Annotated in this window: 21 protein-coding genes and 1 pseudogene; 15 read left to right on the top strand and 7 right to left on the bottom strand. The window is 63.7% G+C overall.

The annotated features are described in order from the left end of the window. The first annotated feature begins 21 nt into the window (after positions 1-21). The 5 genes from R3E82_21005 (at position 22) to R3E82_20985 (ending at position 3,275) form a co-directional block, all read left to right on the top strand. A complete protein-coding gene (locus R3E82_21005) occupies positions 22-639 on the top strand; it encodes an HAD-IA family hydrolase (protein ID MEZ5553373.1) in 618 nt (205 codons plus the stop codon). Continuing rightward, entirely contained in the window at positions 639-1,841 is a 1,203-nt protein-coding gene (locus tag R3E82_21000) for a GNAT family N-acetyltransferase (protein ID MEZ5553372.1), read from the top strand. Before R3E82_21005 ends, R3E82_21000 begins: the two co-directional genes overlap by 1 nt. After that, entirely contained in the window at positions 1,834-2,244 is a 411-nt protein-coding gene (locus R3E82_20995) for a hypothetical protein (GenBank protein ID MEZ5553371.1), read from the top strand. Before R3E82_21000 ends, R3E82_20995 begins: the two co-directional genes overlap by 8 nt. Before the next feature lie 89 nt (positions 2,245-2,333). Further along, positions 2,334-2,711 carry a GIY-YIG nuclease family protein gene (locus tag R3E82_20990; protein MEZ5553370.1) on the top strand — a complete coding sequence of 126 codons (378 nt, stop codon included), beginning with the start codon at positions 2,334-2,336 and terminating at the stop codon, positions 2,709-2,711. Positions 2,712-2,894: 183 nt separating this feature from the next. After that, positions 2,895-3,275, top strand: coding sequence for a VOC family protein (locus R3E82_20985; GenBank protein MEZ5553369.1), 381 nt, complete (start codon positions 2,895-2,897; stop codon positions 3,273-3,275). Between the two features lie 21 nt (positions 3,276-3,296). On the opposite strand, the gene R3E82_20980 is transcribed toward R3E82_20985, so the two are convergent. After that, complete coding sequence (locus tag R3E82_20980; protein MEZ5553368.1) at positions 3,297-4,787, bottom strand: deoxyribodipyrimidine photo-lyase; 1,491 nt, start codon at positions 4,785-4,787, stop codon at positions 3,297-3,299. A gap of 69 nt (positions 4,788-4,856) precedes the next feature. Between R3E82_20980 and R3E82_20975 the strand changes: the two genes are divergently transcribed. Next, positions 4,857-7,235 (top strand): DNA polymerase II, encoded by a 2,379-nt coding sequence (locus tag R3E82_20975; GenBank protein MEZ5553367.1) that lies wholly within the window; start codon positions 4,857-4,859, stop codon positions 7,233-7,235. 99 nt (positions 7,236-7,334) lie between these two features. Here the strand turns inward: R3E82_20975 and R3E82_20970 are convergent, their stop codons facing one another. Both R3E82_20970 and R3E82_20965 read right to left on the bottom strand, forming a co-directional pair. Further along, positions 7,335-7,826 carry a hypothetical protein gene (locus R3E82_20970; protein MEZ5553366.1) on the bottom strand — a complete coding sequence of 164 codons (492 nt, stop codon included), beginning with the start codon at positions 7,824-7,826 and terminating at the stop codon, positions 7,335-7,337. A 155-nt stretch (positions 7,827-7,981) separates the two neighbouring features. Further along, positions 7,982-8,952 (bottom strand): annotated as a pseudogene (locus R3E82_20965) (sterol desaturase family protein). Positions 8,953-9,061: 109 nt separating this feature from the next. Here R3E82_20965 and R3E82_20960 point away from each other — a divergent pair. Beyond that, entirely contained in the window at positions 9,062-9,892 is an 831-nt protein-coding gene (locus R3E82_20960) for a mechanosensitive ion channel family protein (protein ID MEZ5553365.1), read from the top strand. A 10-nt stretch (positions 9,893-9,902) separates the two neighbouring features. Here the strand turns inward: R3E82_20960 and R3E82_20955 are convergent, their stop codons facing one another. Then, positions 9,903-10,424, bottom strand: a complete 522-nt coding sequence (locus R3E82_20955) for an NUDIX domain-containing protein (GenBank protein ID MEZ5553364.1) — start codon at positions 10,422-10,424, stop codon at positions 9,903-9,905. An 83-nt stretch (positions 10,425-10,507) separates the two neighbouring features. Between R3E82_20955 and R3E82_20950 the strand changes: the two genes are divergently transcribed. The 7 genes from R3E82_20950 to R3E82_20920 all read left to right on the top strand — a co-directional run bounded on the left by R3E82_20950 (position 10,508) and on the right by R3E82_20920 (position 17,813). Next, positions 10,508-11,575 (top strand): ABC transporter ATP-binding protein, encoded by a 1,068-nt coding sequence (locus tag R3E82_20950; protein MEZ5553363.1) that lies wholly within the window; start codon positions 10,508-10,510, stop codon positions 11,573-11,575. Further along, a complete protein-coding gene (locus R3E82_20945; GenBank protein ID MEZ5553362.1) occupies positions 11,568-12,650 on the top strand; it encodes an ABC transporter ATP-binding protein in 1,083 nt (360 codons plus the stop codon). The genes R3E82_20950 and R3E82_20945 overlap by 8 nt, the downstream gene beginning before the upstream one ends. Beyond that, positions 12,640-13,509, top strand: a complete 870-nt coding sequence (locus tag R3E82_20940) for a sugar ABC transporter permease (protein MEZ5553361.1) — start codon at positions 12,640-12,642, stop codon at positions 13,507-13,509. The genes R3E82_20945 and R3E82_20940 overlap by 11 nt, the downstream gene beginning before the upstream one ends. Beyond that, complete coding sequence (locus tag R3E82_20935) at positions 13,506-14,312, top strand: carbohydrate ABC transporter permease (GenBank protein ID MEZ5553360.1); 807 nt, start codon at positions 13,506-13,508, stop codon at positions 14,310-14,312. The genes R3E82_20940 and R3E82_20935 overlap by 4 nt, the downstream gene beginning before the upstream one ends. After that, entirely contained in the window at positions 14,312-14,584 is a 273-nt protein-coding gene (locus tag R3E82_20930) for a DUF2160 domain-containing protein (GenBank protein MEZ5553359.1), read from the top strand. Before R3E82_20935 ends, R3E82_20930 begins: the two co-directional genes overlap by 1 nt. Before the next feature lie 547 nt (positions 14,585-15,131). Further along, complete coding sequence (locus R3E82_20925; GenBank protein MEZ5553358.1) at positions 15,132-16,901, top strand: ABC transporter substrate-binding protein; 1,770 nt, start codon at positions 15,132-15,134, stop codon at positions 16,899-16,901. 6 nt (positions 16,902-16,907) lie between these two features. Next, the gene (locus R3E82_20920; GenBank protein MEZ5553357.1) at positions 16,908-17,813 is read left to right on the top strand and encodes a DUF1295 domain-containing protein; all 906 of its coding nucleotides are present in this window, start codon (positions 16,908-16,910) and stop codon (positions 17,811-17,813) included. A gap of 192 nt (positions 17,814-18,005) precedes the next feature. Here R3E82_20920 and R3E82_20915 read toward each other — a convergent pair whose 3' ends face one another. Continuing rightward, positions 18,006-18,353: a hypothetical protein gene (locus R3E82_20915; protein MEZ5553356.1), complete on the bottom strand. Its 348-nt coding sequence runs from the start codon at positions 18,351-18,353 to the stop codon at positions 18,006-18,008. 113 nt (positions 18,354-18,466) lie between these two features. On the opposite strand from R3E82_20915, the gene R3E82_20910 reads away from it, so the two are divergent. Continuing rightward, complete coding sequence (locus R3E82_20910; protein MEZ5553355.1) at positions 18,467-19,474, top strand: LysR family transcriptional regulator; 1,008 nt, start codon at positions 18,467-18,469, stop codon at positions 19,472-19,474. On the opposite strand, the gene R3E82_20905 is transcribed toward R3E82_20910, so the two are convergent. Then, positions 19,450-21,345 (bottom strand): sulfatase, encoded by a 1,896-nt coding sequence (locus R3E82_20905; GenBank protein ID MEZ5553354.1) that lies wholly within the window; start codon positions 21,343-21,345, stop codon positions 19,450-19,452. The genes R3E82_20910 and R3E82_20905 overlap by 25 nt on opposite strands. Continuing rightward, entirely contained in the window at positions 21,345-22,412 is a 1,068-nt protein-coding gene (locus R3E82_20900) for a phospholipase A (protein ID MEZ5553353.1), read from the bottom strand. The genes R3E82_20905 and R3E82_20900 overlap by 1 nt, the downstream gene beginning before the upstream one ends. Positions 22,413-22,633: the final 221 nt, after the last annotated feature.

Here is a 22,633-nt window from a genome sequence, read left to right as displayed (position 1 = left end):
AGCAGACGCGGAGGCTGGACGATGAGCGGTATCACTACGCTGCTGCTGGATGCAGACGGTGTGATTCAGAAACCAGCCCCGGGCTGGCGGGAAAATCTCGGCGCGCTGTGCGGTGATGAAGTGCGACGGGAGGAATTCCTCGCGGCCGTTTTCGCAGCCGAGCGACCCTGTCTCACAGGTGATCAGGACTTCGCAACGGCCCTCGAAGCGGTGCTCGATCGCTGGGGGAGTCGAACTTCCCTGGAAGAAGCCCTGGCAGTCTGGACCCAGATCGAAGTCAGCGAGGAGATGCTGGCGCTGGTGGACAGGCTGCGCCGGAACGGCTGGCGGGTTGCGCTGGCGACTAACCAGCAGACCCACCGGGCGGCGCACATGTCCTGGGCGCTGGGCTACGCCAGCCGTTTCGACGCGCAGTGCTATTCCTGCGGCCTGGGTGCTGCGAAACCCGACGTGAGTTACTTCGCAAAGGCGCTCGCCATACTCGACTGTCCGCCGGAAGCCGCCCTGTTTATCGATGACAGCCCCGCGAATGTTCACAGTGCCCGGTCAGCGGGTCTGTCTGCGGAGGTATTTTCCCTCGATCAGGGTCACACGGCCCTGCGGGACATTCTGCACAGCTACGGCGTTCAGTTGCGCTGATGTTCCTTGTACGCATGGCGAAGCGGGCTGACCTGGGCGCCTTCGATCCGATCGACGCAGTGGCGGATCAGATGTTTCCGGCGGGGCGACTGCCGGATGTCGCAGCTGATGTGCCGGACAGCGCCTATCTGCCATCCCTCGAACAGGGATGGCTGCGGGTGGCTGAGGTGAGCGGATCGGTGGTCGGCTATCTCTGGGGTATCGCACACGAGGATGTGCTGCATCTGCAGCAGCTTTCGGTACACCCGGATCAGGGTCGCCGGGGCATCGGTCGCGGGCTGCTGGAGGATGTGATCCATGCCGCTGCCGCGGGCAGCATGCGTGCTGTCACACTGACGACGTTTGCGGACATCCCCTGGAACGCACCCTTCTATCGAAGCGCAGGGTTTGAAGACATCACGGGGGAGTTGACCTATCCCCACGTGGATGCCGCGCTGCGCCATGAGCGGGCGCTCGGTATGACCCGGCGCATTGGTATGGTCCGGCATCTTGACGCGGAGACGCTCATGCACGCCCACGTCGCGGCGATGTACGAACACAACGCCAGAGACCGCATGCTGTGCATCAACGACTGGCTGAAACGGCCTGCTCCCCTGTTCTGGATGGGGCGTACGGCGAATTCCTGGAGCTGGCGTTTGCGCAGCGACCTGCCGATTGATCAGAGTGCGGCGCTCGAAGCCGCCCTGCGGAGCTGGCGCTGGACGGATTCCGCTTCCGCTGTGGAAACGGCAAACCAGCGGGCTGAGATGGTCCGGCTGCTCGCGGATCTGGGCGTTGCCGGTGAGACAGTTTCGGGACCGACTTTTGTGTGCAGGAAAAACTTCACGCATCCGCTATCGGGTCGCTATCAGACCAGAGCGGTCACCGCAGCGCAGCAGGGACTGTTGCGCGATGGTCTGGAAGCCTGGGTCCCGGACGTTGCTCATCAGCAGCCCTTTGTCGTCAGTCTTGACGACGACCAGGCGGTCTCGGTCTGTGCCAGTGTGCGGATAACGCAGACGGCCCACGCCGCCGGGGTGGAGACCCTGCCCGCTTTCCGCCGCCGCGGTCACGGCGTCAATGCGGTGGCGGCCTGGGCGGCAAGGGTGCAGGCTGCAGGTGCCCTGGCGCTGTACAGCACAACCTGGGACAACGCGGCTTCCCGGGCGGTCGCCACGCGGCTGCAGATGGTCGAGTTCGGCTGGGAGATGCGCATTGGGTGAGCCATCCGCTCTGCTGCAGACGCTGCGGCTGGGTCTGCTCTATTTCAGTACCGTCTTCCTTGCCGGGTTTCTGCTGGGCGTGCTGCGTACCTTGTGGCTGGCGCCCTGGATTGGCGAGCGATCGGCAGAGCTGGTGGAGTTTCCGGTGATGCTGGTGGTGATGGTGCTTGCCGCCCGCATTGTCGTGCAGCGCTGTCCGCAGCGGACTTCACTACTCCTTATCGTGGGTGGGATCGCGGCACTGGGCGTGCTGGTGTTCGATGTGCTGGTGGGACTGTGGTTGCGTGAACTGTCTCTGCGGGAAATACTTTTCGAGCGGGATCCGCTGACCGGCACGATCTACTATCTGATGATCGGTCTGCTGGTGTTGTTACCCGCTGGACTCGCCAGAATCCGTGGGTAGATGGGTTTTTGCGGCCGGACAATCGATAAGCGGTTATGTGCCAGTGGACAATTGAGGTAGTTGCAGGTGATTGAAAGAGAGAACGGCCGGTGACCGAACAATCCAAAGCAGACAGAAAGGCGCTGATCGACGAATACCGGCGTACGCCGAAAGACATGGGCGTGTACTGCGTACGCAATACCCGTAATGGCCGATGTCTGGTTGCCGCGAGCCGGGACATCCGCGCGCGCTTCAACCGCCACCGCATGGATCTGAAAACCAACAGTGACCGCAATGAGGCACTGCAGTCCGACTGGAATGAATGGGGAGCGGACGCCTTCGAGTTCGAGATTCTGGATCTGCTGGAGCCGCTGAAAGATCCTGGCTACGACCCTGGGGAAGATCTGGACGTACTCGAAGCCCTCTGGGTGGAGAAACTGTCCCCTTTCGGTGACAGGGGCTACAACAAAGTGCCGAAGCAGACTTGAGACAGTGCGCGGCAGATATCCTTTCACCCGAATGGCGGTCACCTCGATAGCAGGAGTGGAAGGCGCTGCTGCATCACTTTTATGATCCGTTTCCCATCGTGGAGCACTTCACCGAAGTTTCCTGAACGGTTCGCAACTCGGGATGCACGCCGAACCGGGTCTGCAACGGGAGATCGAGCGAACATGGTCAATCTGAAATCTGTCTCTCCGCAGCTGCTGGTTGCCGATCTGAATGCCGCCATCGCGCACTACGAGCAGTGTCTGGGCTTCAGCAGAAAGATCGACTACGGCGGCTTCTACGGAAGCGTCGAGCGCGATGGGGTGGAGATTCATCTCAAAGGCGCGGACAAACTGCCAGGCGCCAGAGCGCACGTACTGGACAACGACCATGTGGACGCCTTCATCGAAGTCGAGGATGTGAAGGGGCTGTATACGGAGCTGCAGGCTCGCGGCGCTTCCATACTTCGGGCCGTGACGCGGCAGCCCTGGGGCGCGGAGGACTTCTACGTACTCGATCTCGACGGGTACGTGCTGTGCTTTTCCGAGAGGGATTCGGGTGACTGATCGGTCAGCCCACGGGGATACTCAGGGCTTCGATTTGAAGAAGTCCAGCGCGCGCTGTCGTGCAAAACGGTGGTCGACGATGGGTGCCGGATAGGGCCCGGCATTCGCCGCGGCAGATGCCGCGTCGGAATCGGCGAACAATCCGTCCGCCGGTGCCAGGGACTCGGGCACGAAGCGGCGTACGAAGCTGCCGTCCGGATCGAACTTCTTCATCTGACTGCCCGGATTGAAAATGCGGAAGTAAGGGGCCGCGTCTGTTCCGGTGGATGCGCTCCACTGCCAGCCGCCGTTGTTCGAGGCAAAGTCGCCATCGCGCAGATGCTGCATGAAATGGCGTTCTCCCTCGCGCCAGTCGATGAGCAGATGTTTGGAAAGGAACATGGCGCTGACCATTCGCAGCCGATTGTGCATGAAGCCGGTTTGCGCAAGCTGACGCATGGCCGCGTCGACCAGCGGATAGCCGGTCGCGCCCGCTTTCCAGGCATCCAGGGTGCCCGGGTCCTGACGCCACTGCAGTCGATCGAACTCCCGGTGAAATGCCTGGCCCCTGCTCACATGGGGAAACAGGGCAACCACGTGGCGATAGAATTCGCGCCAGATCAGCTCGCTGATCCAGGTATCGATGCCGGGAAAGGGACCGGGTTTTGCATTCAGGCGCCCGCCGTTGCGCTCCCTTGCAGCCGCGAGCGCGCTGCGCGCGGACAGACTGCCGATGGCCAGGTGGGCGGACAGACGGGAAGTCGCGTGCTGATGGGGAAAATCCCGGTTCGACGCGTAGCCGGTGATCCGGGTGTCGAGGAACTCGGTGAGCCTTTGCCGGGCGGCGACCTCCCCTGCCGGCCAGTCCGGGTCCGCCGGGAGCACGGGCAGGGTTGCCAGCGCGGCGGCACGCGCAGTGCCTGCAGGTGGCTGGGTGTTGGTCTTGCGCTGCGGTGTGGTGCGCGGTGCGGGCAGCGGCGTGTAGTCGTCCGGTGTCAGAGTCTCGAGCCAGCGCCGCTTGAAGGGTGTGAACACGGTGTAGGGTGATCCGGCGGCGGTCAGCACAGAGCCCGGCGGCAGGATCAGTCCGCCGTGACGCTGCTCGAAGCGCACGCCGCTGTCTGCGCAGGCGCGCGCCACGGCAGCGTCACGCCGCATTTCGTTGTATGGATACTCGGCGTTGCTGTAGAGCGCCCGGGCACCGGTCTCCCGCAATACGCGCACCATGACCCCGGGGGCGTCTGCGAAGGTGGGTGCTGCTTCGATGCGCAGGGGAATCTTCAGGCGCTTAAGCTCGATTTCGAGTTGCGCCAGGGTTTCGCGCAGGTAGGCGAGCCGTACATCGCCGACATCGTGTTTGCGCCACTGGCGCTCGGCGACCAGAAAAACGGCGGTAACACCGTCCGGGTGTTGCTCGCAGGCGTCCCACAATGCGGGATTGTCCACTGTACGCAGGTCGTTGCGGTACCAGACAACGGCGGTCACGTCCGCTCGGCCGGCTGGTTCGACGGGTCGGGTCTCGATACTGGACACAACAGCATCGCGGTAGTCTACGTGGCCCGTTCTCGTGACGGAAATCCACAGGCGTGGTGCGGGCACTGGATGAGCGGCACAATCCCGTTCATGAGAGCAACCGGTTTCATCCTGCAGGCCAGCTACCGTATCCACAACGGCGTGCCGGTAGTGCATCTCTACGGGCGTCTCACCGGTGGGGAGACCTTTCTGGTGCGCGATCGCCGGCAGCGGCCACATTTCTATGTGCCCGCACGCGCGATGGAAGCCGCCCGCCAGGTGGGTGCCGTGCGGGTGGCAGAATCCACGGAGCGGACGTTTGCGGGCACCCCGGTTGCCCGGGTCGAAGTGGCGATACCCCAGGATGCACCCGCGGTTCGCGATCGCCTGCATCAGCAGCAGATCCCGACCTACGAGGCGGACGTGCGCTTCGCCGTGCGTTATCTCATCGACCGCAACATCCGGGGCGGCTGCGTGATCGAAGGTGATGCGCAACCGGGCGACGGTGTGAACTGGGTCTTCGATGAGCCGGATATCGGTCCCGCGGATGCCGAGTTCGCGCCCCGGGTGCTGTCCTTCGACATTGAGACTGACTGGGCGGCTGAGCGTCTGCTGGCGATCGCGTTGCACGGCCGGCATCCTCAGAGCGGGGAAGTGCTGCTCGAAGAGGTGCTGGTCGTGGATCCGTCCGGGCGCAACATGCCGCCACTGGCACGCGGCTTTCCGGACGAGTGCAGCACGATCGACGCCTTCTGTGCCCGGGTGGCACAGTTCGATCCGGATGTGCTGACGGGCTGGAATGTCATCGATTTCGATCTGAGTGTGCTGCAGCGTATCGCTGTGCGGGTGCGCACGACCCTCGCCCTGGGCAGGGGGCCGGGGCAGATCCGGCTGCGCGCAGCGCAAGGCTACTTCGGCAGCGGCAGTGCGGATATTCCCGGGCGGGTGGTGCTCGATGGCATGGACCTGGTGCGCGGCGCCTTCCTGCGCTTCGATGAATACGGTCTGGATGCGGTGGCGCGTGTCGTCCTCGGTGAAGGCAAAGCGCTGGAAGGCGACGTGCACGATCGGGCCGCGGAGATCCTGCACCGTTACGAACAGGATCTCGAAGGCTTCGTGCGCTACGCGCATACGGATGCACGGCTGGTCGTGGAAATCCTCGAGCGGTTGAATCTGGTGCCGCTGGCCATCGCCCGCAGCCGTCTTACCGGGATGACGCCGGATCGGGTGTCCGCCAGCATCGCCTCCTTCGACTTTCTTTATCTGGCCGCGCTGCGCCAGCGCCATGTGGTTGCACCCAGTGTGCAGTCGGATGACTCGCGCGTGCACGAAGCACAGGCGGGTGGCGAAGTATTCGAACCGGTGACCGGCGTGCACGACCTGGTCTGGGTATTCGACTTCAAGAGCCTGTACCCGAGCCTGATCCGAACCTTCAACATCGATCCACTCGGCTACGTGCCCGCAGAGCGCGCGGAGCGCCAGCACATCCGCCTGGTCAACGGTGCGGCGTTCGAACGGGCGCCGGGCATCCTGCCCGGTATTCTCGATGAGCTGTTTCCGCGCAGGGAGGCCGCCAAGCGGAGCGGTGACGCCGTGGCGTCCCAGGCCATCAAGATACTGATGAATTCCTTCTACGGCGTGCTCGGCACGCCGGCCTGCCGGTTCCACAATCCCGATATCGCCAATGCCATCACCGGCCAGGGACGGCACTTTCTGAACTGGAGTCGTGAGTGGTTCGAAGCGCGCGGCTACCGGGTGCTCTACGGCGATACGGACAGCGTGTTCGTCGGCTCCGGGGCGGAAGAAGCTACAGCGGCAGAGGCACTCGGGCGGTCGCTCACCGCGCAGTTCAATGCCGACGTGGCACGCTACATCGAATCACGCTGGTCGGTCAGCAGCCGCCTGGAACTGGAATTCGAGAAGCTCTACACCAAGCTCTTCCTGCCTTCGGTGCGGCACGGTGCCGGTGGTGCGCGCAAGCGCTATGTGGGACTTAAATCAGGCGATGCGGCGGACGCGCTTGAATTTGTGGGCATGGAAGTGGTGCGGCGGGACTGGACCGAGCTTGCCAAGATCGTGCAGCGGGAACTCTATGCCCGACTCTTCCGGGACCAGCCGGTAGCCGATTATCTGGCGAAGGTGGTGAAGCAGCTGCGCGCCGGTGATCTGGACAATCAGCTCGTCTACCGCAAAGGCCTGCGCAAACCGCTGGAGACGTACACGGCTAACACACCACCCCACGTTACCGCAGCGCGGCGGCTGGTGGAGTCCGGGCAGGCAGTGCCGCGGATCATCGCCTATCTGATGACGGTGTCGGGTCCTGAACCGGTGGACATGCTGCGCAGCGAGCCGGATCGGGAACATTACCTGGAACGACAGATCCGCCCGGTGGCCGAACCTGTGCTGGCGACCCTCGATCTCGATTTTGCTCAGGTAATCGGCGACGACCGGCAGATGGGTCTGTTCTAGAAACCTGTAACGAGCATTTCCGGACCGCTGTGCCGGGTCTTCCCCGGTGGCAGAACAGACGAGGCCTTGCGGCCCCGTCTGTGTTGCAGCTGAGCTAGCTCAGATCCGGAATGCGCCAGTGCGCAGCAGGTAGGAAAATTCCTCCCGCTGATCCGGATCCAGCATCACCACGATCTCTTCCAGCGCCGCCGCCGAGATGGCCTGCAACTGCTCGGCACTCTGCACCCGGGGTGCGAGTGCTGCGCGGATGGCGTCGATGGATGAGTCTGCACGAGTGAGCAGATCGGCCAGACTGCCCACCGTCTTCTTTTCGTCGAGCGCGGCCTGCTCCTGGGCCACCTTCAACTTATCCAGTGCTGCCGCGAGTTTGCGGCGCTGGGATTCATCGAGGTCGAGCTGATAGCTCAGATAACGCAGGGGTCGGCGCGCGCCGAAGCCGCTCGAACGCCGGCCGGAGTGGCTGCGGTGTTCGTAGGCGGACGACGACCGCTTGCCGCGATCGTCTGTGTCGTTGGGACCTGCCCAGCCATAGGCGTGCGCATAGCGGGGCCAGCCGAGCCAGCCGTAACAACCGAAACGAGAGTGTCGCATGGGAACCTCCAATCATGGTGGCGACGCGTGCTGCGCGTTGCCCACCTGGGGTGACATCGCCGGGGTTCCTGTTCGCTGGGGTGCAACGCTCGAAGGAGCGCTGCGCTTCTCCTTTGTCTGGTCGGCCTTTTATCTGGTAGGGCAGATGTCTTCGGCTAACCCTGCGAACCGCCACCGGCGGGTTGATGCGCCGGCTCAAGGCCTGGCGCAGTCGGGAGATTAACATGGCCCCGCCGTGTCGCCCAGAGCAGGACGGCCGCGCACACCAGCAGGTAGGCGCTGCCGCCTTCGACCAGGATGGGCGGCCACAGTGCCGGCGTGGTCAGTGCGCCCCACCAGAGAAAGAGGCCTGTGGCGGCCAGTCGCAGCCACTCCAGCGCTGTACCCCAGGGCCGCCCTTCCAGCCAGACACCCTGTACATAGAAGCTGTAGACCAGCAGTGCCGCGGCAATGAGGGTCGGCATCTGCGGAAGACCGCCATAGAGCACGTCGAAAGTGGCGACCAGAATCACCCAGAACCGGGCGAAGATGTAGGCGCGGGCGAAGGCGGATACCGTGGGTGAGAACTTGGGCGCACGCCAGTCGCTCCTGGGCTGATCGCGCAGATCTCTGGGACGCCAGCCCGGACCTTTGAACCAGAGCAGGAATCTGTCGGCGAAATGCCGGGTGCGCAGCATGTCGGCGGCGCCTTCATACCAGACGTGAAAATTTGCCCACAGAGGATTCCAGCTCGCCAGTGGCACGGTCGTGCCGTACACGCAGGGCTGGGCGGGGTCTTCGTCTTTGAAGGTACGGAACAGGCGGTCCCAGACAATGAACACCCCGCCGTAGTTGCGATCCAGATACTCCGGGTTCCTGGCGTGATGCACCCGGTGGTTGGAGGGTGTCACCAGCAGCCATTCCAGCACACCGATCCGCCGCACGTGTTCGGTATGCACCCGGAACTGATAAATCCGGTACTGGTCTGACGCAGGGCGGTGGAGAGATTGAATTCCTCACTCTGGTGATGGGCCACATGAGACGCCCACAATATTCGCCACTCGTGACCGTAACGGTGAGAGAAGTAGTAGCACAGGTCGTAAGCGACGAAACCGGTTACCCATACCCAGGCATCTGCCTGATCCATGCGGATCAGCACTGAGTCACCAGTCAGCGCACTGTAGGCGGTGCTGCTCTTTACTTAAAATCCGGCCGGTGCAGTAATTCCGAAGTTCAAGTTCAGGGAGATTCTCGATATGCAGGAGCAACTGGCGCTGGTGGATCAAGTGTATCAGCTGGTGGTGAATTTCCTCGTCACCTACTCGTTTCAGCTGCTGGGAGCAGTGCTGGTACTGATCGGTGGCTTCATGGTCGGAGGCTGGGTGTCCCGTCTGCTGCTTGGGGTGCTGGAACGCCGCGAAGTCGATGTCACCCTGCGCCAGTTCATCGCCAGTACGGTGCGGCTGGTGGTGGTCGGCATCTTCCTGATCGTGGCGCTCAGTCAGCTCGGGGTCAGTATCACCCCGCTCATTGCCGCCATCGGCGGTCTGGCGGTGGGGGCCAGCTTCGCCCTGCAGGGGCCGGTGTCCAACTACGGGGCCGGGCTGGTGATCATTCTTACCCGGATGTATCAGGTGGGAGACACGATCACGGTGCAGGGGTGTTCCGGCATGGTGGAAGACATCAGTCTGGCCACGACGGTACTGCGCACCGAGGACGGTGAGCGCATTGTGATCCCGAACAAACAGATCGCGGGTGAAATCCACACCAACTCCAATCAGTACCGGATCGTCGAAGGGCTGGTGGGAATCGCCTACCGGGACGATCCGGTACAGGCGATCGACGTCATTCGCAGGGCTGTGCTGTCGGTGGAAGGGGTTGCCACTGAGCCACCGCCACAGGTCGGCATCGGTGCCTTCGGTGCTTCTTCCATTGATATCGATTACCGCTTCTGGGTGCCGACCGAGCGCTACTTCGGGGTCAAACACCGGGTGAATCTCGCGGTGTTCCAGGCCATCGGCGCGAACGGGCTGTCCATTCCCTTTCCCCAGCGGGAGGTGCAGCTACTGGGAAACGGCGGCGGCTAGTTACAGGTCCTTAGAGAATACCGTAAACCTCGAGATCACGAAGAAACCAGGGGGTGAAGTCTGCAGGTCGGGCGCTGACCCAGCGCTCGAGTTCCGCCAGGGTGACGGCACGCATTTCCTCAACCTCCGCGGCATTCGCAGTGACCGGGCCGTCGTGCACACCCTTGAACGCCTGCTGCAGCTCGCAGTCGAGAATACCGAGCTCGGGGAATTCCGCCCGGCCTTTCCGGGGTTCGCCCAGGCACACGAGCGCACTCTCGCGCACCCCGAGTTCTTCTTCCAGGCCGCGGTGGGCGGCCTCCAGAAACGTCTCGCCGGGTTGCAGGTGCTCGCCCACGCTGTAGTCCCAGAGTCCACCGCAGATGTCCTTGTCGATCACCCGTTTCTGCATCCAGAGGCGACCAGCGTCGTCGTACAGATAGACGTGGGCCGACTTGTGCCAGTGACCCTCGGCGTGCACGCGACTGCGCGGCATCCGGCCGAGCAGGCGGCCTTCGGCGTCGAATATCTCGAACTCTTCCTCTTCGGACATGCGGTACTCAATCCATTCCGATTGGGCAGGACACCGGGGCGATTGTTGTTAGCATAGGCACAGGCTCCTCTTCCCGGTCACCGATGTTAGAACTTCGCGCGCTCCGACTGAAGCCCGACGCTGCGCCCATCGACCATCTGTTCCCGATGGGCGAGATCAGCGTGGTGCTCGGCCGCAATTTTTCCGGCAAAACCCGGCTCGCGCGCACCATCGCGGGCCTGGACGCGGCGGTGTCTGGCGATATCTGTCTCGATGGGGAATCGATCACCGCGCAGGCACCGGGTGCGCGATCGGTGGCCCTGGTCTATCAGGCCTTTGTGAATTATCCCAACTGGTCGGTGTTCCAGAATCTGGCCTCGCCACTGCTCGCCCAGCAGCGGTCGCAGCAACCGGCGCAGAAGCGTTCCGCACCGCTCACGGATTCCCAGGTCCGCAGCCGGGTAGAAGACATCGCCGCGCGTCTGGAACTCACCCCCCTCCTCGACCGCCTGCCCCACACACTCTCCGGCGGTCAGCAGCAGCGGGTGGCCATCGGCCGCGCGCTGGCGAAGGGCGCCCGGGTGCTGGTGATGGATGAGCCCCTGGTGAATCTCGACTACAAGCTGCGCGAAGCGCTGCAGCTCGATCTCCGCACCCTGCTGCACGGATCGGATCTGACGGTGATTTACACGACTTCGGATCCCCGGGACGCCTTCGCGCTGGGTGACAGTGTCCTGCTGATGGCCGATCAGGGGGTGCTGCAGGCTGGCCGCCCGCTCGAGGTATATGAGCGACCGGTCTCGCCGCGTGCAGCCGATCTCATGAGCGATCCGGGTATCAATCGACTCATTGCAGACGAAGTGCTGCAGGTGGTGCGTCCGGAGCATCTGCAGTTGAAACGCGGGGCAGACGACGATGTGGCCTTCGATGTGCAGGTGAGTGGCTTCGAAACCAACGGTTCAGAAACTTTTCTGCATTGCACACCGCTCGGTCGCGACGCGACGGCTGATTCGAACATCGACTGGGTGGCGCGGCTTGAAGGCCTGCGGCAGTTCGAACCCGGCGTACGGCAGACGCTCTTTGCAGCGAAGCGCTCGGTACATGCGTTTCCACTGACTTCAGCACGGGATGGTGGTGCGGATTCGCATCGCGGCGTGGACCGGCATGGCTGAGATCCGTATTCAGCAGTTGAGTTTCCGCTATCCGGGTGCAGACACGGACACCCTGGCTGATCTTAATCTTGACATCGAAAGCGGCGAGGCACACGCCCTGCTCGGCGGCTCCGGTGCGGGAAAATCCACTCTGTTGAATCTGCTGTCCGGGCTGTTGCCGATGGATCGCGGACAGATGATTTTCAATGGCGAGGATGTCGGTGCGCGCGCACCGCTGGCGCGACGGGTCAGTCAGGTGTTTCAGTTTCCCGTGCTCTATGAAGCCATGACCGTGGAAGACAATCTGCGTTTTCCGCTGCGCTGTGCGGGGGCACCCCGTGCAACACAACGGGCGCGTGCTGCGGATATTGCCCGGCGCCTGCACCTGGAAGGTCTGCTCAAGCGCAAGCCGGCCCGGCTCAGTCTGGTCGAAAAACAGCTGGTGGCCATCGGCAAGTCGCTGGTGCGTCCGGACGTGTCCCTGGTGCTGCTCGACGAACCCCTCACCGCCGCGCAGCCCGCCTATAAGTGGCAGTTGCGACAGGCACTGAAGTCAGTGCAGCGGGAGCTGGGCACCACCATGGTCTATGTGACTCACGATCAGACCGAGGCGCTGACCTTCGCCGATCGCATCAGCGTACTGCACGAAGGCCGCATCGTGCAGACCGCGTCACCGGAACTGCTGGTGACCCAACCGGCTCACGAGCACGTCGGCTACTTCGTGGGTTCGCCGGGAATGAACTTTCTCGATGCCCGAATTGAGAGCGGCGCCTATCGGGTAGACGGGACACTGTTCGGTGCGACGGCTGCGGATGACGGAATCTGCCGGGTCGGTTTTCGTCCCGAGTGGGCCAGGCTGGAGAACGGCGCCCGGCCTGACCGCGGCGCGTGTCTGGCAGCGCGCATTCTGCAGACCCGCATACTCGGCACGGTCCAGGGATCCGTGCATGGTCTTGTTACAGCGCGGTGCGGCGAGGCGGAGGTGACCACACGCCAGTCGCTCGACGGAGTCAGCCCGGGCGATGGCTGGCTGTGCCTGGATCCGCAGCGGATCTTCGGCTTCCGCGACGGGCTGAGGATCGACCATGCGCAGTGACAACCGCGCCTGGCTCGGTGTGCTGCCCGTGCTGCTCATCGTCGCTTTCAGCGCTGTGATACCGCTGATGACGGTGGTGAACTATTCGGTGCAGGATATTTTTGACCTGCACACCCGGGTGTTCGTCGGCTTTGACTGGTACCGGGAAATTCTCCGGGATCCCCGCTTTCAGGATGCACTGCTGCGCCAGCTGACCTTCAGTGGACTGGTGCTGCTGATCGAAATCCCGCTGGGGGTGATGGTGGCCCGGGCGCTGCCGAAGACGGGCCGCTGGGTGGGACTGAATCTGGTGCTGCTGGCGATCCCGCTGCTGATTCCCTGGAACGTGGTCGGCACCATCTGGCAGCTGTTTGCCCGTCCGGATATCGGCCTGCTCGGCAAGGCGCTCACCGGACTGGGCATCGACTTCAACTACACCGCCAGCTCGCTGGATGCCTGGATTACGCTGCTGGCCATGGACGTCTGGCACTGGACGTCACTGGTGGCGCTGCTGGCATTCTCCGGACTGGCGGCGATCCCGGAACCCTATTACCAGGCCGCCGCGATGGACGGTGCCGGCCGCTGGCAGGTGTTCCGCCATGTGGAACTGCCACGCCTGCGCGCGGTGCTGGTGATCGCCGTGCTGCTGCGGCTGATGGACAGCTTCATGATCTACACCGAACCCTTTGTGCTCACCGGCGGTGGCCCCGGTAACAGCACCACGTTCCTCAGCCAGTACCTCACCAGCATGGCGGTAGGGCAGTTCGATCTGGGTCCGGCGGCCGCCTTTTCGGTGCTCTATTTCCTGGTGGTGCTGCTGCTGTGCTGGCTGTTTTACACCAGCGTGGCGGCGGGGTCGGATAAGGAAGAACCGCGATGAGCCGGGCGGCCGGGCAGGCCCGCTGGGTGTTGTATCTGTATGGTATCTATCTGGCGCTGCCCATCTACTGGCTGCTGAGCCTGTCGTTTACCAGCAATGCACAGATCGTGGCCGGCGCGTCGCTCACCCCCTGGGATACCCTGGCCAACTATCGGGAGATCTTCACCAACCCGGTGTGGTACCAGGGTTTTGCCAACTCACTCAGCTACGTGGTGCTCAACACGCTGATCTCGATCAGTGTGGCCCTGCCGGCGGCGTATGCATTCTCGCGCTACCGCTTTCTCGGCGACAAACATCTGTTCTTCTGGCTGCTGTCGAACCGCATGGCGCCACCGGCGGTGTTTCTGTTGCCCTTCTTCCAGCTCTACTCCGCCATCGGCCTGTTCGATACACCGCTGGCGGTCGCCCTCGCCCACTGTCTGTTCACCGTGCCGCTGGCAGTGTGGATCCTCGAAGGTTTCATGTCGGCGGTGCCGCGTTCGCTGGATGAGATGGCGCGCATCGACGGTCACAGTCTGCCCTACTTCTTCTTCCGCCTGTTTCTGCCGACGGTGCGCAGTGGTATCGGGGTGACCGTGTTCTTCTGCTTCATGTTCAGCTGGGTGGAACTGCTGCTGGCGCGCACCCTGACCGGCAGCGAAGCGAAGCCGATCGTGGTGGTGATGACCCGAACAGTGAGTGCATCGGGTATGGACTGGGGTGTGCTGGCCGCGGCGGGTGTGCTGACGATACTGCCGGGTGTGGCTGTGGTGTGGTTTGTGCGCCGGCATCTGATCAAAGGCTTCGCGCTGGGGCGGGTGTGATGAGCTGGATGGCCTGGACCCTGCCGACGACCCTGTTTTTCATCGGCATCGGTTGCGCGCTTGCTGCGATGACCCTGTGGCAGCTGCGCGCACCCTCCCCGCCCCGGCGCGGCTGGCTGCCGATGCAGACCACCCCCGGAGATCGCTTTTTCATCAGCCTGCTCGCGAGCGCATTCGTGCACATAGGGTGGCTGGCGGTTTCGGATGGGCCGGTGTGGATTGCCAGTGTGGTCGCTGTGGTGCTGCTCGGGGTGGTGATGCGGTGGGGGTGATGGCTTCATCACCCCGTAACCTATCTGCGATTGCGGGTCGGCGTGAAGAACTCTGCCAATGAAATCGGAGAGAGGTTGATCAGTGCGTGGTCGAGGACGGGTACTCCCGGGCCTCGCTCGGCAGCTCCGCTGTGCCCTCGCTTGGCGATTTGCCTCGCGGGAAGCCCGCGAGTCAACTAGCCGCACTCGGCCTCGCTACACGGCCCGGGAGTACCCGTCCTCGCCCACGCCATGTGAACCTTTCCGAGATTCTTGGCAGTGCACATCGCCGACACTCGGAGAAGTTTTGGGGAGTCCGATCTGTGGGGTCTGGGTTCCTCACGAATCACGTCTGGTGCTGCTGCTCGACGGTCGAGTCTCGGCACACTCCGAAAACAGGCCCAGCCGAACGGCCGCGGTTCCAGCCGTGCATCGATGACTGATGCGAGAATCTACCGAAGACCCGGCAACCCGCCCCGGAACCTTCGGCGAAGACATCGGGGGTTTGCCTTGAAGCGCCGCCATCAACAGGGTTTCATTGCCGCTCATATCCAAGACGGGAGCGGTGATGATGCGATTCTGGATGGCAGGGGTGATGCTGCTGGTTGCCGGTTGTGGCGCCGAGCAGGCATCGGAATCCAGCACCGGAGAAAAACGGGCAGCTTCCGCCGGCAGCGGAGGGATGGATTTCTCCGCCAGCGCCGAGCGCTGGGTGAGTGAGTTTCAACCCTCCACGCTGGACCGGAGCGCCCAGCTTGCGGAACTGGCCTGGTTCACGAAAGCGGCCGAGCCCTTCCGCGGCATGCGCATCAGCGTGGTGTCCGAGACCCTGACCACCCACGAATACGAATCCGAAGTACTGGCCAAGGCATTTGCCGAGATCACCGGTATCACGGTGACCCACGATCTCATCCAGGAAGGGGATGTGATCGAGAAACTGCAGACCCAGATGCAGTCCGGCCAGAACGTCTACGACGCTTACGTGAACGATTCGGATCTGATCGGTACCCACGCCCGCTACGGTTATGTGGTGCCATTGTCCGATTTCATGGCGGGTGAAGGTGCGGATGTCACGTCACCGACGCTGGATGTGGAGGACTTCATCGGCCGCTCCTTCACCACCGGCCCGGACGGCAAGCTCTATCAGCTGCCCGATCAGCAGTTCGCCAACCTCTACTGGTTCCGCCAGGACTGGTTCGAACGACCGGAGCTGCAGGCGCGCTTCAGGGAGATCTACGGCTACGAGCTGGGGGTGCCGGTGAACTGGTCCGCTTACGAGGACATCGCCGAGTTCTTCAGTGTGCATGTGAAGGAGCTGGACGGTGCGCGCGTCTACGGTCACATGGACTACGGCAAGAAAGACCCGTCGCTGGGCTGGCGTTTTACCGACGCCTGGCTGTCGATGGCGGGGGCGGGAGACGCGGGCATCCCCAATGGGGTGCCGGTGGACGAGTGGGGTATCCGGGTCGAAGGCTGCCGGCCGGTGGGCTCTTCCGTCTCCCGGGGGGGCGCCACCAACGGTCCGGCCGCCGTTTATGCGCTGACCAAATACATGGACTGGCTGAAGGCCTACGCGCCACCGGAGGCGTCCGGCATGACCTTTTCGGAAGCCGGTCCGGTGCCCGCCCAGGGCCACATCGCCCAGCAGATCTTCTGGTACACGACCTTTACCGCGGACATGATCCAGCCGGGCCTGGCGGTGGTGAACGACGACGGTACCCCGAAATGGCGCATGGCGCCCTCCCCCCATGGACCCTACTGGTCTGAAGGTATGAAGCTCGGTTATCAGGACGCCGGTGCCTGGACGCTGCTCAAGAGCACGCCGCTGGACCGGCGCAAGGCCGCCTGGCTGTATGCCCAGTTCGTGGTTTCGAAGACCGTGTCACTGAAGAAGACGCTGGTGGGTCTCACCCCCATCCGGGAATCGGATCTCGCCTCGGCGGCCATGACCGAGATCGCCCCGCGACTTGGGGGGCTGGTGGAGTTCTACCGCTCCCCGGCGCGCACGGCCTGGACACCGACCGGCACCAACGTGCCCGACTATCCGAAGCTGGCCCAGCTGTGGTGGCCCAATGTGGCCAACGCGGTCAGCGGTGCGGTGACGCCCCAGGCGGCGATGGACACCCTCGCCGAGCAGCAGGACCGGGTGCTCGAGCGCCTGCAGCGGGCGGGCATCCAGGGTGATTGCGGTCCGCTGCTCAACGAACCCATGGATCCGGCCGAGTGGCTGGCCCGTCCGGGGGCCCCGAAGCCGAAACTGGCGGATGAAAAACCCCGGGGCGAAACGGTGCCTTACGCTGCGCTGATCGCTGCCTGGCGCGAAGGTCGGGTGCGCTAGGCGGTTGTGAAGTGGGCACTCACTCTGGTTACCGCTGCCTATTTAAGCGCACTGTTGGTGGCAGCGGCGGTAGTGGTGCTGCTGTCCCCGGAGGCCGGTCCGGCGGGCTGGCCGCCGGGTCTGTTCGTCGTCGCCGTGGCCGATCTGATGGCCACGGCAGTGGTGTTCGCCTGGAGCCTGGCATTCCGCAACGCCAGTTTCTATGACCCTTACTGGAGTGTGGCGCCGCCGGTGATCGGCCTCTACTGGTGGGGGCTTGTCGGGTTTCCGCTGGATGCCCGGGTGCTGCTTGCGCTCGGGCTGGTGGGGCTGTGGTCGGTGCGTCTGACACTCAACTGGGCTCAGGGCTGGCAGGGGCTGCCCCACGAAGACTGGCGTTACCGGAATCTGCAGCAGCAGACGGGTCGCTGGTACGGGCTGGTCAGCCTGCTGGGTATTCATGGCTTTCCCACGGTGCTGGTGTTTGTCGGCTGTCTGCCCCTGTATGTCGTGCTGGCCGGCGCCGGCGGGCCGCTCAACCCGGTGGACCTCATTGCGCTGTCGGTCGGGCTCGGGGCGCTGGCGCTGGAAACCCGGGCGGATCTGCAGTTGCACCGTTTCCGGGCAGGCGCAGCAGCGGCTGGGGGTGAGACTTCGGGCCGTCTGCTTCAGGACGGGGTCTGGGCCTGGTGCCGGCACCCCAACTACCTGGGGGAGATTGGCTTCTGGGTCGCTCTGGGGCTGTTCGGCTGGGCGGCGGGCGGGTCGCTGGTCTGGACGTTCGCCGGTGCCCTGGCGATGACGGGACTGTTCCTCGGGATCAGCATCCCGATGATCGAAGGCAAGCTGCTGGCAGACAAGCGTGGTTATGACCGCTATTGCGAACGGGTCCCACGACTGCTTCCCTACGGAGTACTGAAGCGTGGAAAGTGAGCAATCACTTTCTCTGAAATATCCAAAAAGACCGTCCTGAGACGGTTGCCTCAGGACGGTTAGAGTGGCCAACGACAGCCGCGGAGGGGTGCCACTGTCGTTGTGCCGAGGGTTGCCGGCCGGGTCGGGGGCCGCCTCCGGTCCCGACCACGGCCGTCTGGATCCGGACTCAGACCGGGACGCCGGGGCCGATTACTGGCTTGCGACCTGCACGCTGCGACGATCGGCAATCGCGAAGCGATTGGCGGTGACGGTGCTGGAGAGCACTTCCCGGCCGCTTACCGTGGTATCGCAGCGCAGGCCGACGCTCACCCACTCACCGTCGTGCCAGTGCCTGGCGTTGATGTAGTAGGTGCGGCCCTCGGCCGTGCGGCTGAGGTAATAGTCGCGGGTTGGGGTCAGGGTCTCGAACTGCTTCGGCACGCTGGCGAGGCAGGCGCTGTAGCCGCGATACTCGCTGGGGCTGCTCGGTGCCGCAGCAAAGGCCGACAGGGACAAGGTGGATGCGAAGGCGGCGACGACGAGGAGGGGCTTGGTCATGATCGAAATTCCTGCTTGATGGTGTTACCTAAAGTAACAATTGATCATTGACCTGGGAATAAAAGTAACGTAGAACCGGTCTCTCCTGATTGTGCAGGTCCCGGGAGCGGGTTATGCGAGGTGAGTCCGGCCAGGAACTGGATTGGAATCTGGTGCGAACCTTCGTCGCGGTGGTGGAGCAGGGCAGTCTCGCCGGTGCGGCACGGGTGCTGAATTTTGCACACCCCACGGTGGCCCGGCACATCCAGCAGCTCGAATCCCAGCTCGGTGTGGTGCTTTTCGAGCGCGGCGGTCAGGGTCTGAAAATCAACGATGTGGGTGAGCGTCTCGCCGAGGTGGCGGCACAGATGCGCAGGCAGGCGGCCGCCTTCGAGTCGGTGAGCGAGCTGGCCCGGACCACCACCGGTGGCCGGGTGCGGATCACCCTGTCGGAACTGCTTGCCGATCTCGTGCCTGAACTTCTGCTGCCATTGCGCGAGGATCCGGCGGCCGGGGAGCGCCAGATCGAAGTGGAAGTCTCTCCCCAGCTGCTGAATCTCCTCGATCTGGAAGCAGATATCGCCATACGCCACGTGCGGCCTGTGCACAGCGAGCTGGTGTGTCGCCGGGTTGGCGCCCTGCCTCTGGGTGCCTGGGTGGCGGAATCCTACATCGAGCGCAACGGCACGCCGCACTTCGATCGGCTGGACGAGCACTGGTTTGTGGATGGTGCCTCGGAGCAGCGCTTCGCGGCGGCCGTCGAGCAACTCGGCGTGGCCATCCCATCCGAGCGGATCGGCTTTCGCAGTGACAGCCTGCGGGCCCAGCTCAAGGCGGCGGAGCTCGGCTGGGGCGTGGTCGGTATTCCCGACTATCTCGGCGAGGCCCGGCCCGGCCTGCGGAAGATCTTTGCGGACGCCCCGGGGCCTGTATATTCAGAAATCTGGCTGGTGGCGCGACCGGCCATGCGTCAGCAGCAGTTTCTGCGCATGACCTTCGAATGTCTGGCGAGCGGGCTGGAAGCCCGCTTCGGCGGAAAACTTCCGGGACCCGATGCCCGTGCCGCGACCCGGAATGGGGCCGGCGCAGTAATCGTTGCTTCAGGCGGCGCCGTTCATCAGGGCGAAAGCGCAGTGGGTTGATCAGCCCCGGGCGGGCCGGGCCGGTAGGTCACAGACTCGCTTTCCCGGTAGCCGTAACGCACGGCTTTGAATTCCACCGGGACCGCCGGCGCCGCCATTGACCTGGTATAGAGGCGCCAGGGCTGGCCCTCCAGACGGAAGGCCAGCGACGCTCCCCGGGTGCTGGAGGCCGCACTCAGAATTCTGGTGGAGCCACCTGGTGCCCCGGTGGAATTGATCCCGGCGCTAGTGGTGCCGGTGGTACTGGTGCCGGTGGTCGAGTTCCCGAGATCGGTCTGCGACCGATCGGGTTCGACTTCGAGCTCGGGCGGCCGGGTGACCGGCTGTACCCCGCCGGGCCAGAAGCGCTCACGCATACCGGCCTCATCGCCGGCACCGAGATCGGGCACCCGCTGCTGCCAGTCATCGAGGGCGGCGCGCATGCGCTCCAGGGTCTGCCGATGGGCCGGATCCTCCGCGAGATTGTTCACTTCGTGGGGGTCGCGGGCCAGATCGTAAAGGGCTTCGGGTGGACGCGGTTCGAACCAGAGACGCTGAGTCGGTGTCAGCCGGCCAGCAGCGAGCTCATCCCAGAGGGTGCGCATGATCACCTGATTGTCGCGATAGGCGATGGGATAGGCCCCTGGGGTGCCGGGCAGATGGAAGCGCAGGTACTTGTGCTGTGCATCCCGGACAGCGCGAACACGATCGACCTGTTCGTCCACCCGATCCCGGGCGGCGAACACATAGCGGCGCGGTGGGTCAGACAGGAAGTTGCCGCCCTGGTGAAAGGGCGACGGTGCGACACCGGCAAATGCCAGGAGTGTGGGTGCGAAATCCACGAAACTGACCAGCCGCGCATCCACCGAACCGGGTGCACGAGCCGCGGGCCGCAGGTGCACGGGCCAGTGCACGACCAGGGGCACCCGGATGCCGGAGTCGAACAGCTCCCGCTTGGCTCTGGGTAATGCATCGCCATGGTCGGTGGTCCAGAGCACGATGGTCGAATCCAGCAGACCGGCGTTTTCCAGATCGCCGAGTATGCGTCCCACTTCGAGATCCATGAGCGCGACGTTGTCGTAGAAGGTGGCGATCTCGGCGCGCACCTCCGGGGTGTCCGGGTAATAAGGCGGCACGCTCACCTGATCCGGGTCGGTGCGGACCGGCAGCGACGCCCGGGCCTGTTCGGCCGCGCGAGCCACTGCCGCACCGCCGGTGTCACCGGCAGCCTCGAGGCGGCTGCTGGAAAAAGTCGCACTCTCATGGGTGATGAAGAGATTGAGCAGGCCGAAAAAGGGCTGATCCGCGGCACGGCCGGAAAAGTGCGCGCCCACCCCTTCTGCGTCCCAGATGGTGGCAGGTCCGGTGCCGGCGAAGATGCCGCTGAACTGGTAGTCGAGTTTGCGATCGGTGAAGGTGTAGTAGCCGACCGCGCGCAGCAGTTCCGGAAAAGCCTTCACTTCCGGCGGCGGCACGGCGAGATAGGCGCCTAGCGGAGAGGTGGAGGTGCGCATGTGCTGCGCGCCCAGGGTGTTCTGGTGCACGCCGGTGATGAACGCTGCACGGCTCGGGGCGCAGACACCGGCGGCGGTAAAGGTGTTGGGAAACCGCACCCCGGTCGCGGCGAGACGGTCGATGTTCGGTGTGCTGGCCAACCTGTCGCCAAAAGCGCCGATCCGGGGTCCCAGATCTTCGGCCATGATCACCAGGATGTTGGGTCGGCGGGCTGCCATCGATTGCCCGGTGGCTGGTGTCGTCGCAGTGGTCGTTGCGGTGGCCGCATCTGGGATGAGCGTCGACTTGCCCAGCGCGCGGTTACCTGCGCTGCTGGCAGTGACCTGCACCGCGCTGAGAGCGAACAGCAGCAGGGCGGCTGCGGAGCATAAGTTCATCAGCGGGCCTGCAGGTAATCGTTGATGCTGAAACCGATGCCGTAGCGCTCCACCTTGTGATCGTAGTCGATCAGGCTCTCGCCGTAGCCGCGGAAATACTGTGCGTAGATGCGGAAGTGATCGTTGATCGGATAGCTCCAGGTCAGTTCGACCGCGTCTTTTTCCGTGCCGGGACGATACATCGCCGTGAAGGTGTTGCGGTTCGGCGCCCAGATGGCGCGCAGATCCCCGTATCCGAGGTAGTCGTTGATATCCGGATTGTCATCGTCGCTCTCCGGCAGCCGATACCAGGCGCGCAGCAGCACCGAGAGATTGGAATTCAGGATCAGGCCCAGTCTGGCGTTGAGCCGGTCCCAGCTGCGCGAGAGCGGTTCACTGCGACCGTTGGACTGGTGCAGATAACCGAGATCCCAGCCCGCCACCTCGATCCCCAGCAGTTTCGGTCCCCCATAGTGACGCCAGAAGGCTTCGGGCTCGTAGTTGGTTTCCCGGAAGGGTTTCGACAGTGCGTTGTTGTAAGCCTGGAACCAGGACTTGCTGGTGTAGGCGAACAGCAGATCGTTGTTGGTGCCCAGGACCTCGCGCCACAGGGGGAATTTCACACTGACCTGCAGCAGGGTTTCCTCCTGGTCGACGCCGCCATCACTCATCGCGGCGTCACCCGAGTTGTTCAATTCCCGGTTGTAACTGTAGGCCAGCAGATAGTTGGGCCAGTGCGGGGTGAGGCTGTAGGAACGGTCGAGACTCTGTTGTTCTGCCGCAATCTGGTCCTTGAGGGAAGCACCCTCTTCGACTGCCACGACCGTTTCTTTGATCGGGCTGTCTGCAGTCCGGTTGTCTGCATCTGCATCTGCATCTGCGGCAAGCGATGGCGGTGGTGGTGTGCAGCGCAGTCGCAGTTCAGCCACCGTGAGTTCGTCAGCACCCATGGTTATCGCAGTCTGCAATTCCGCAAGCAGACAGGGATCCAGTGCAGCGGAGTCCGTGTCCGCCAGAGCAGGGGATGCCAGGCAGATTGTGAGTGCCAGAACGCCAGGCAACAGGGTGAGGCGGGATCGTTCGTCCATGATTCGAGTCTCGGAGTGGCAGACGGCGCAGGCCGTCAGATGAAGTCAGTCGGGCTGGTCAGCAGTGCAGGCCACCCTGTCCGGAAATCGCGACGGCCTCGGGAGTCTAGGGAGGCACCGATCAAGTATCAACGTCTCCGTCGTTACTGCGCGCACCGGTGCAGGGTGTTAACCAGAGGAAAGTTGATAGTTCCTCAGCGGCTCTCTACGCTGGGGCGCCT

This window comes from Pseudomonadales bacterium (assembly GCA_041395945.1).
Classification (GTDB): domain Bacteria; phylum Pseudomonadota; class Gammaproteobacteria; order Pseudomonadales; family Azotimanducaceae; genus SZUA-309.
This window is presented reverse-complemented; position numbering and strand designations above follow the sequence as displayed.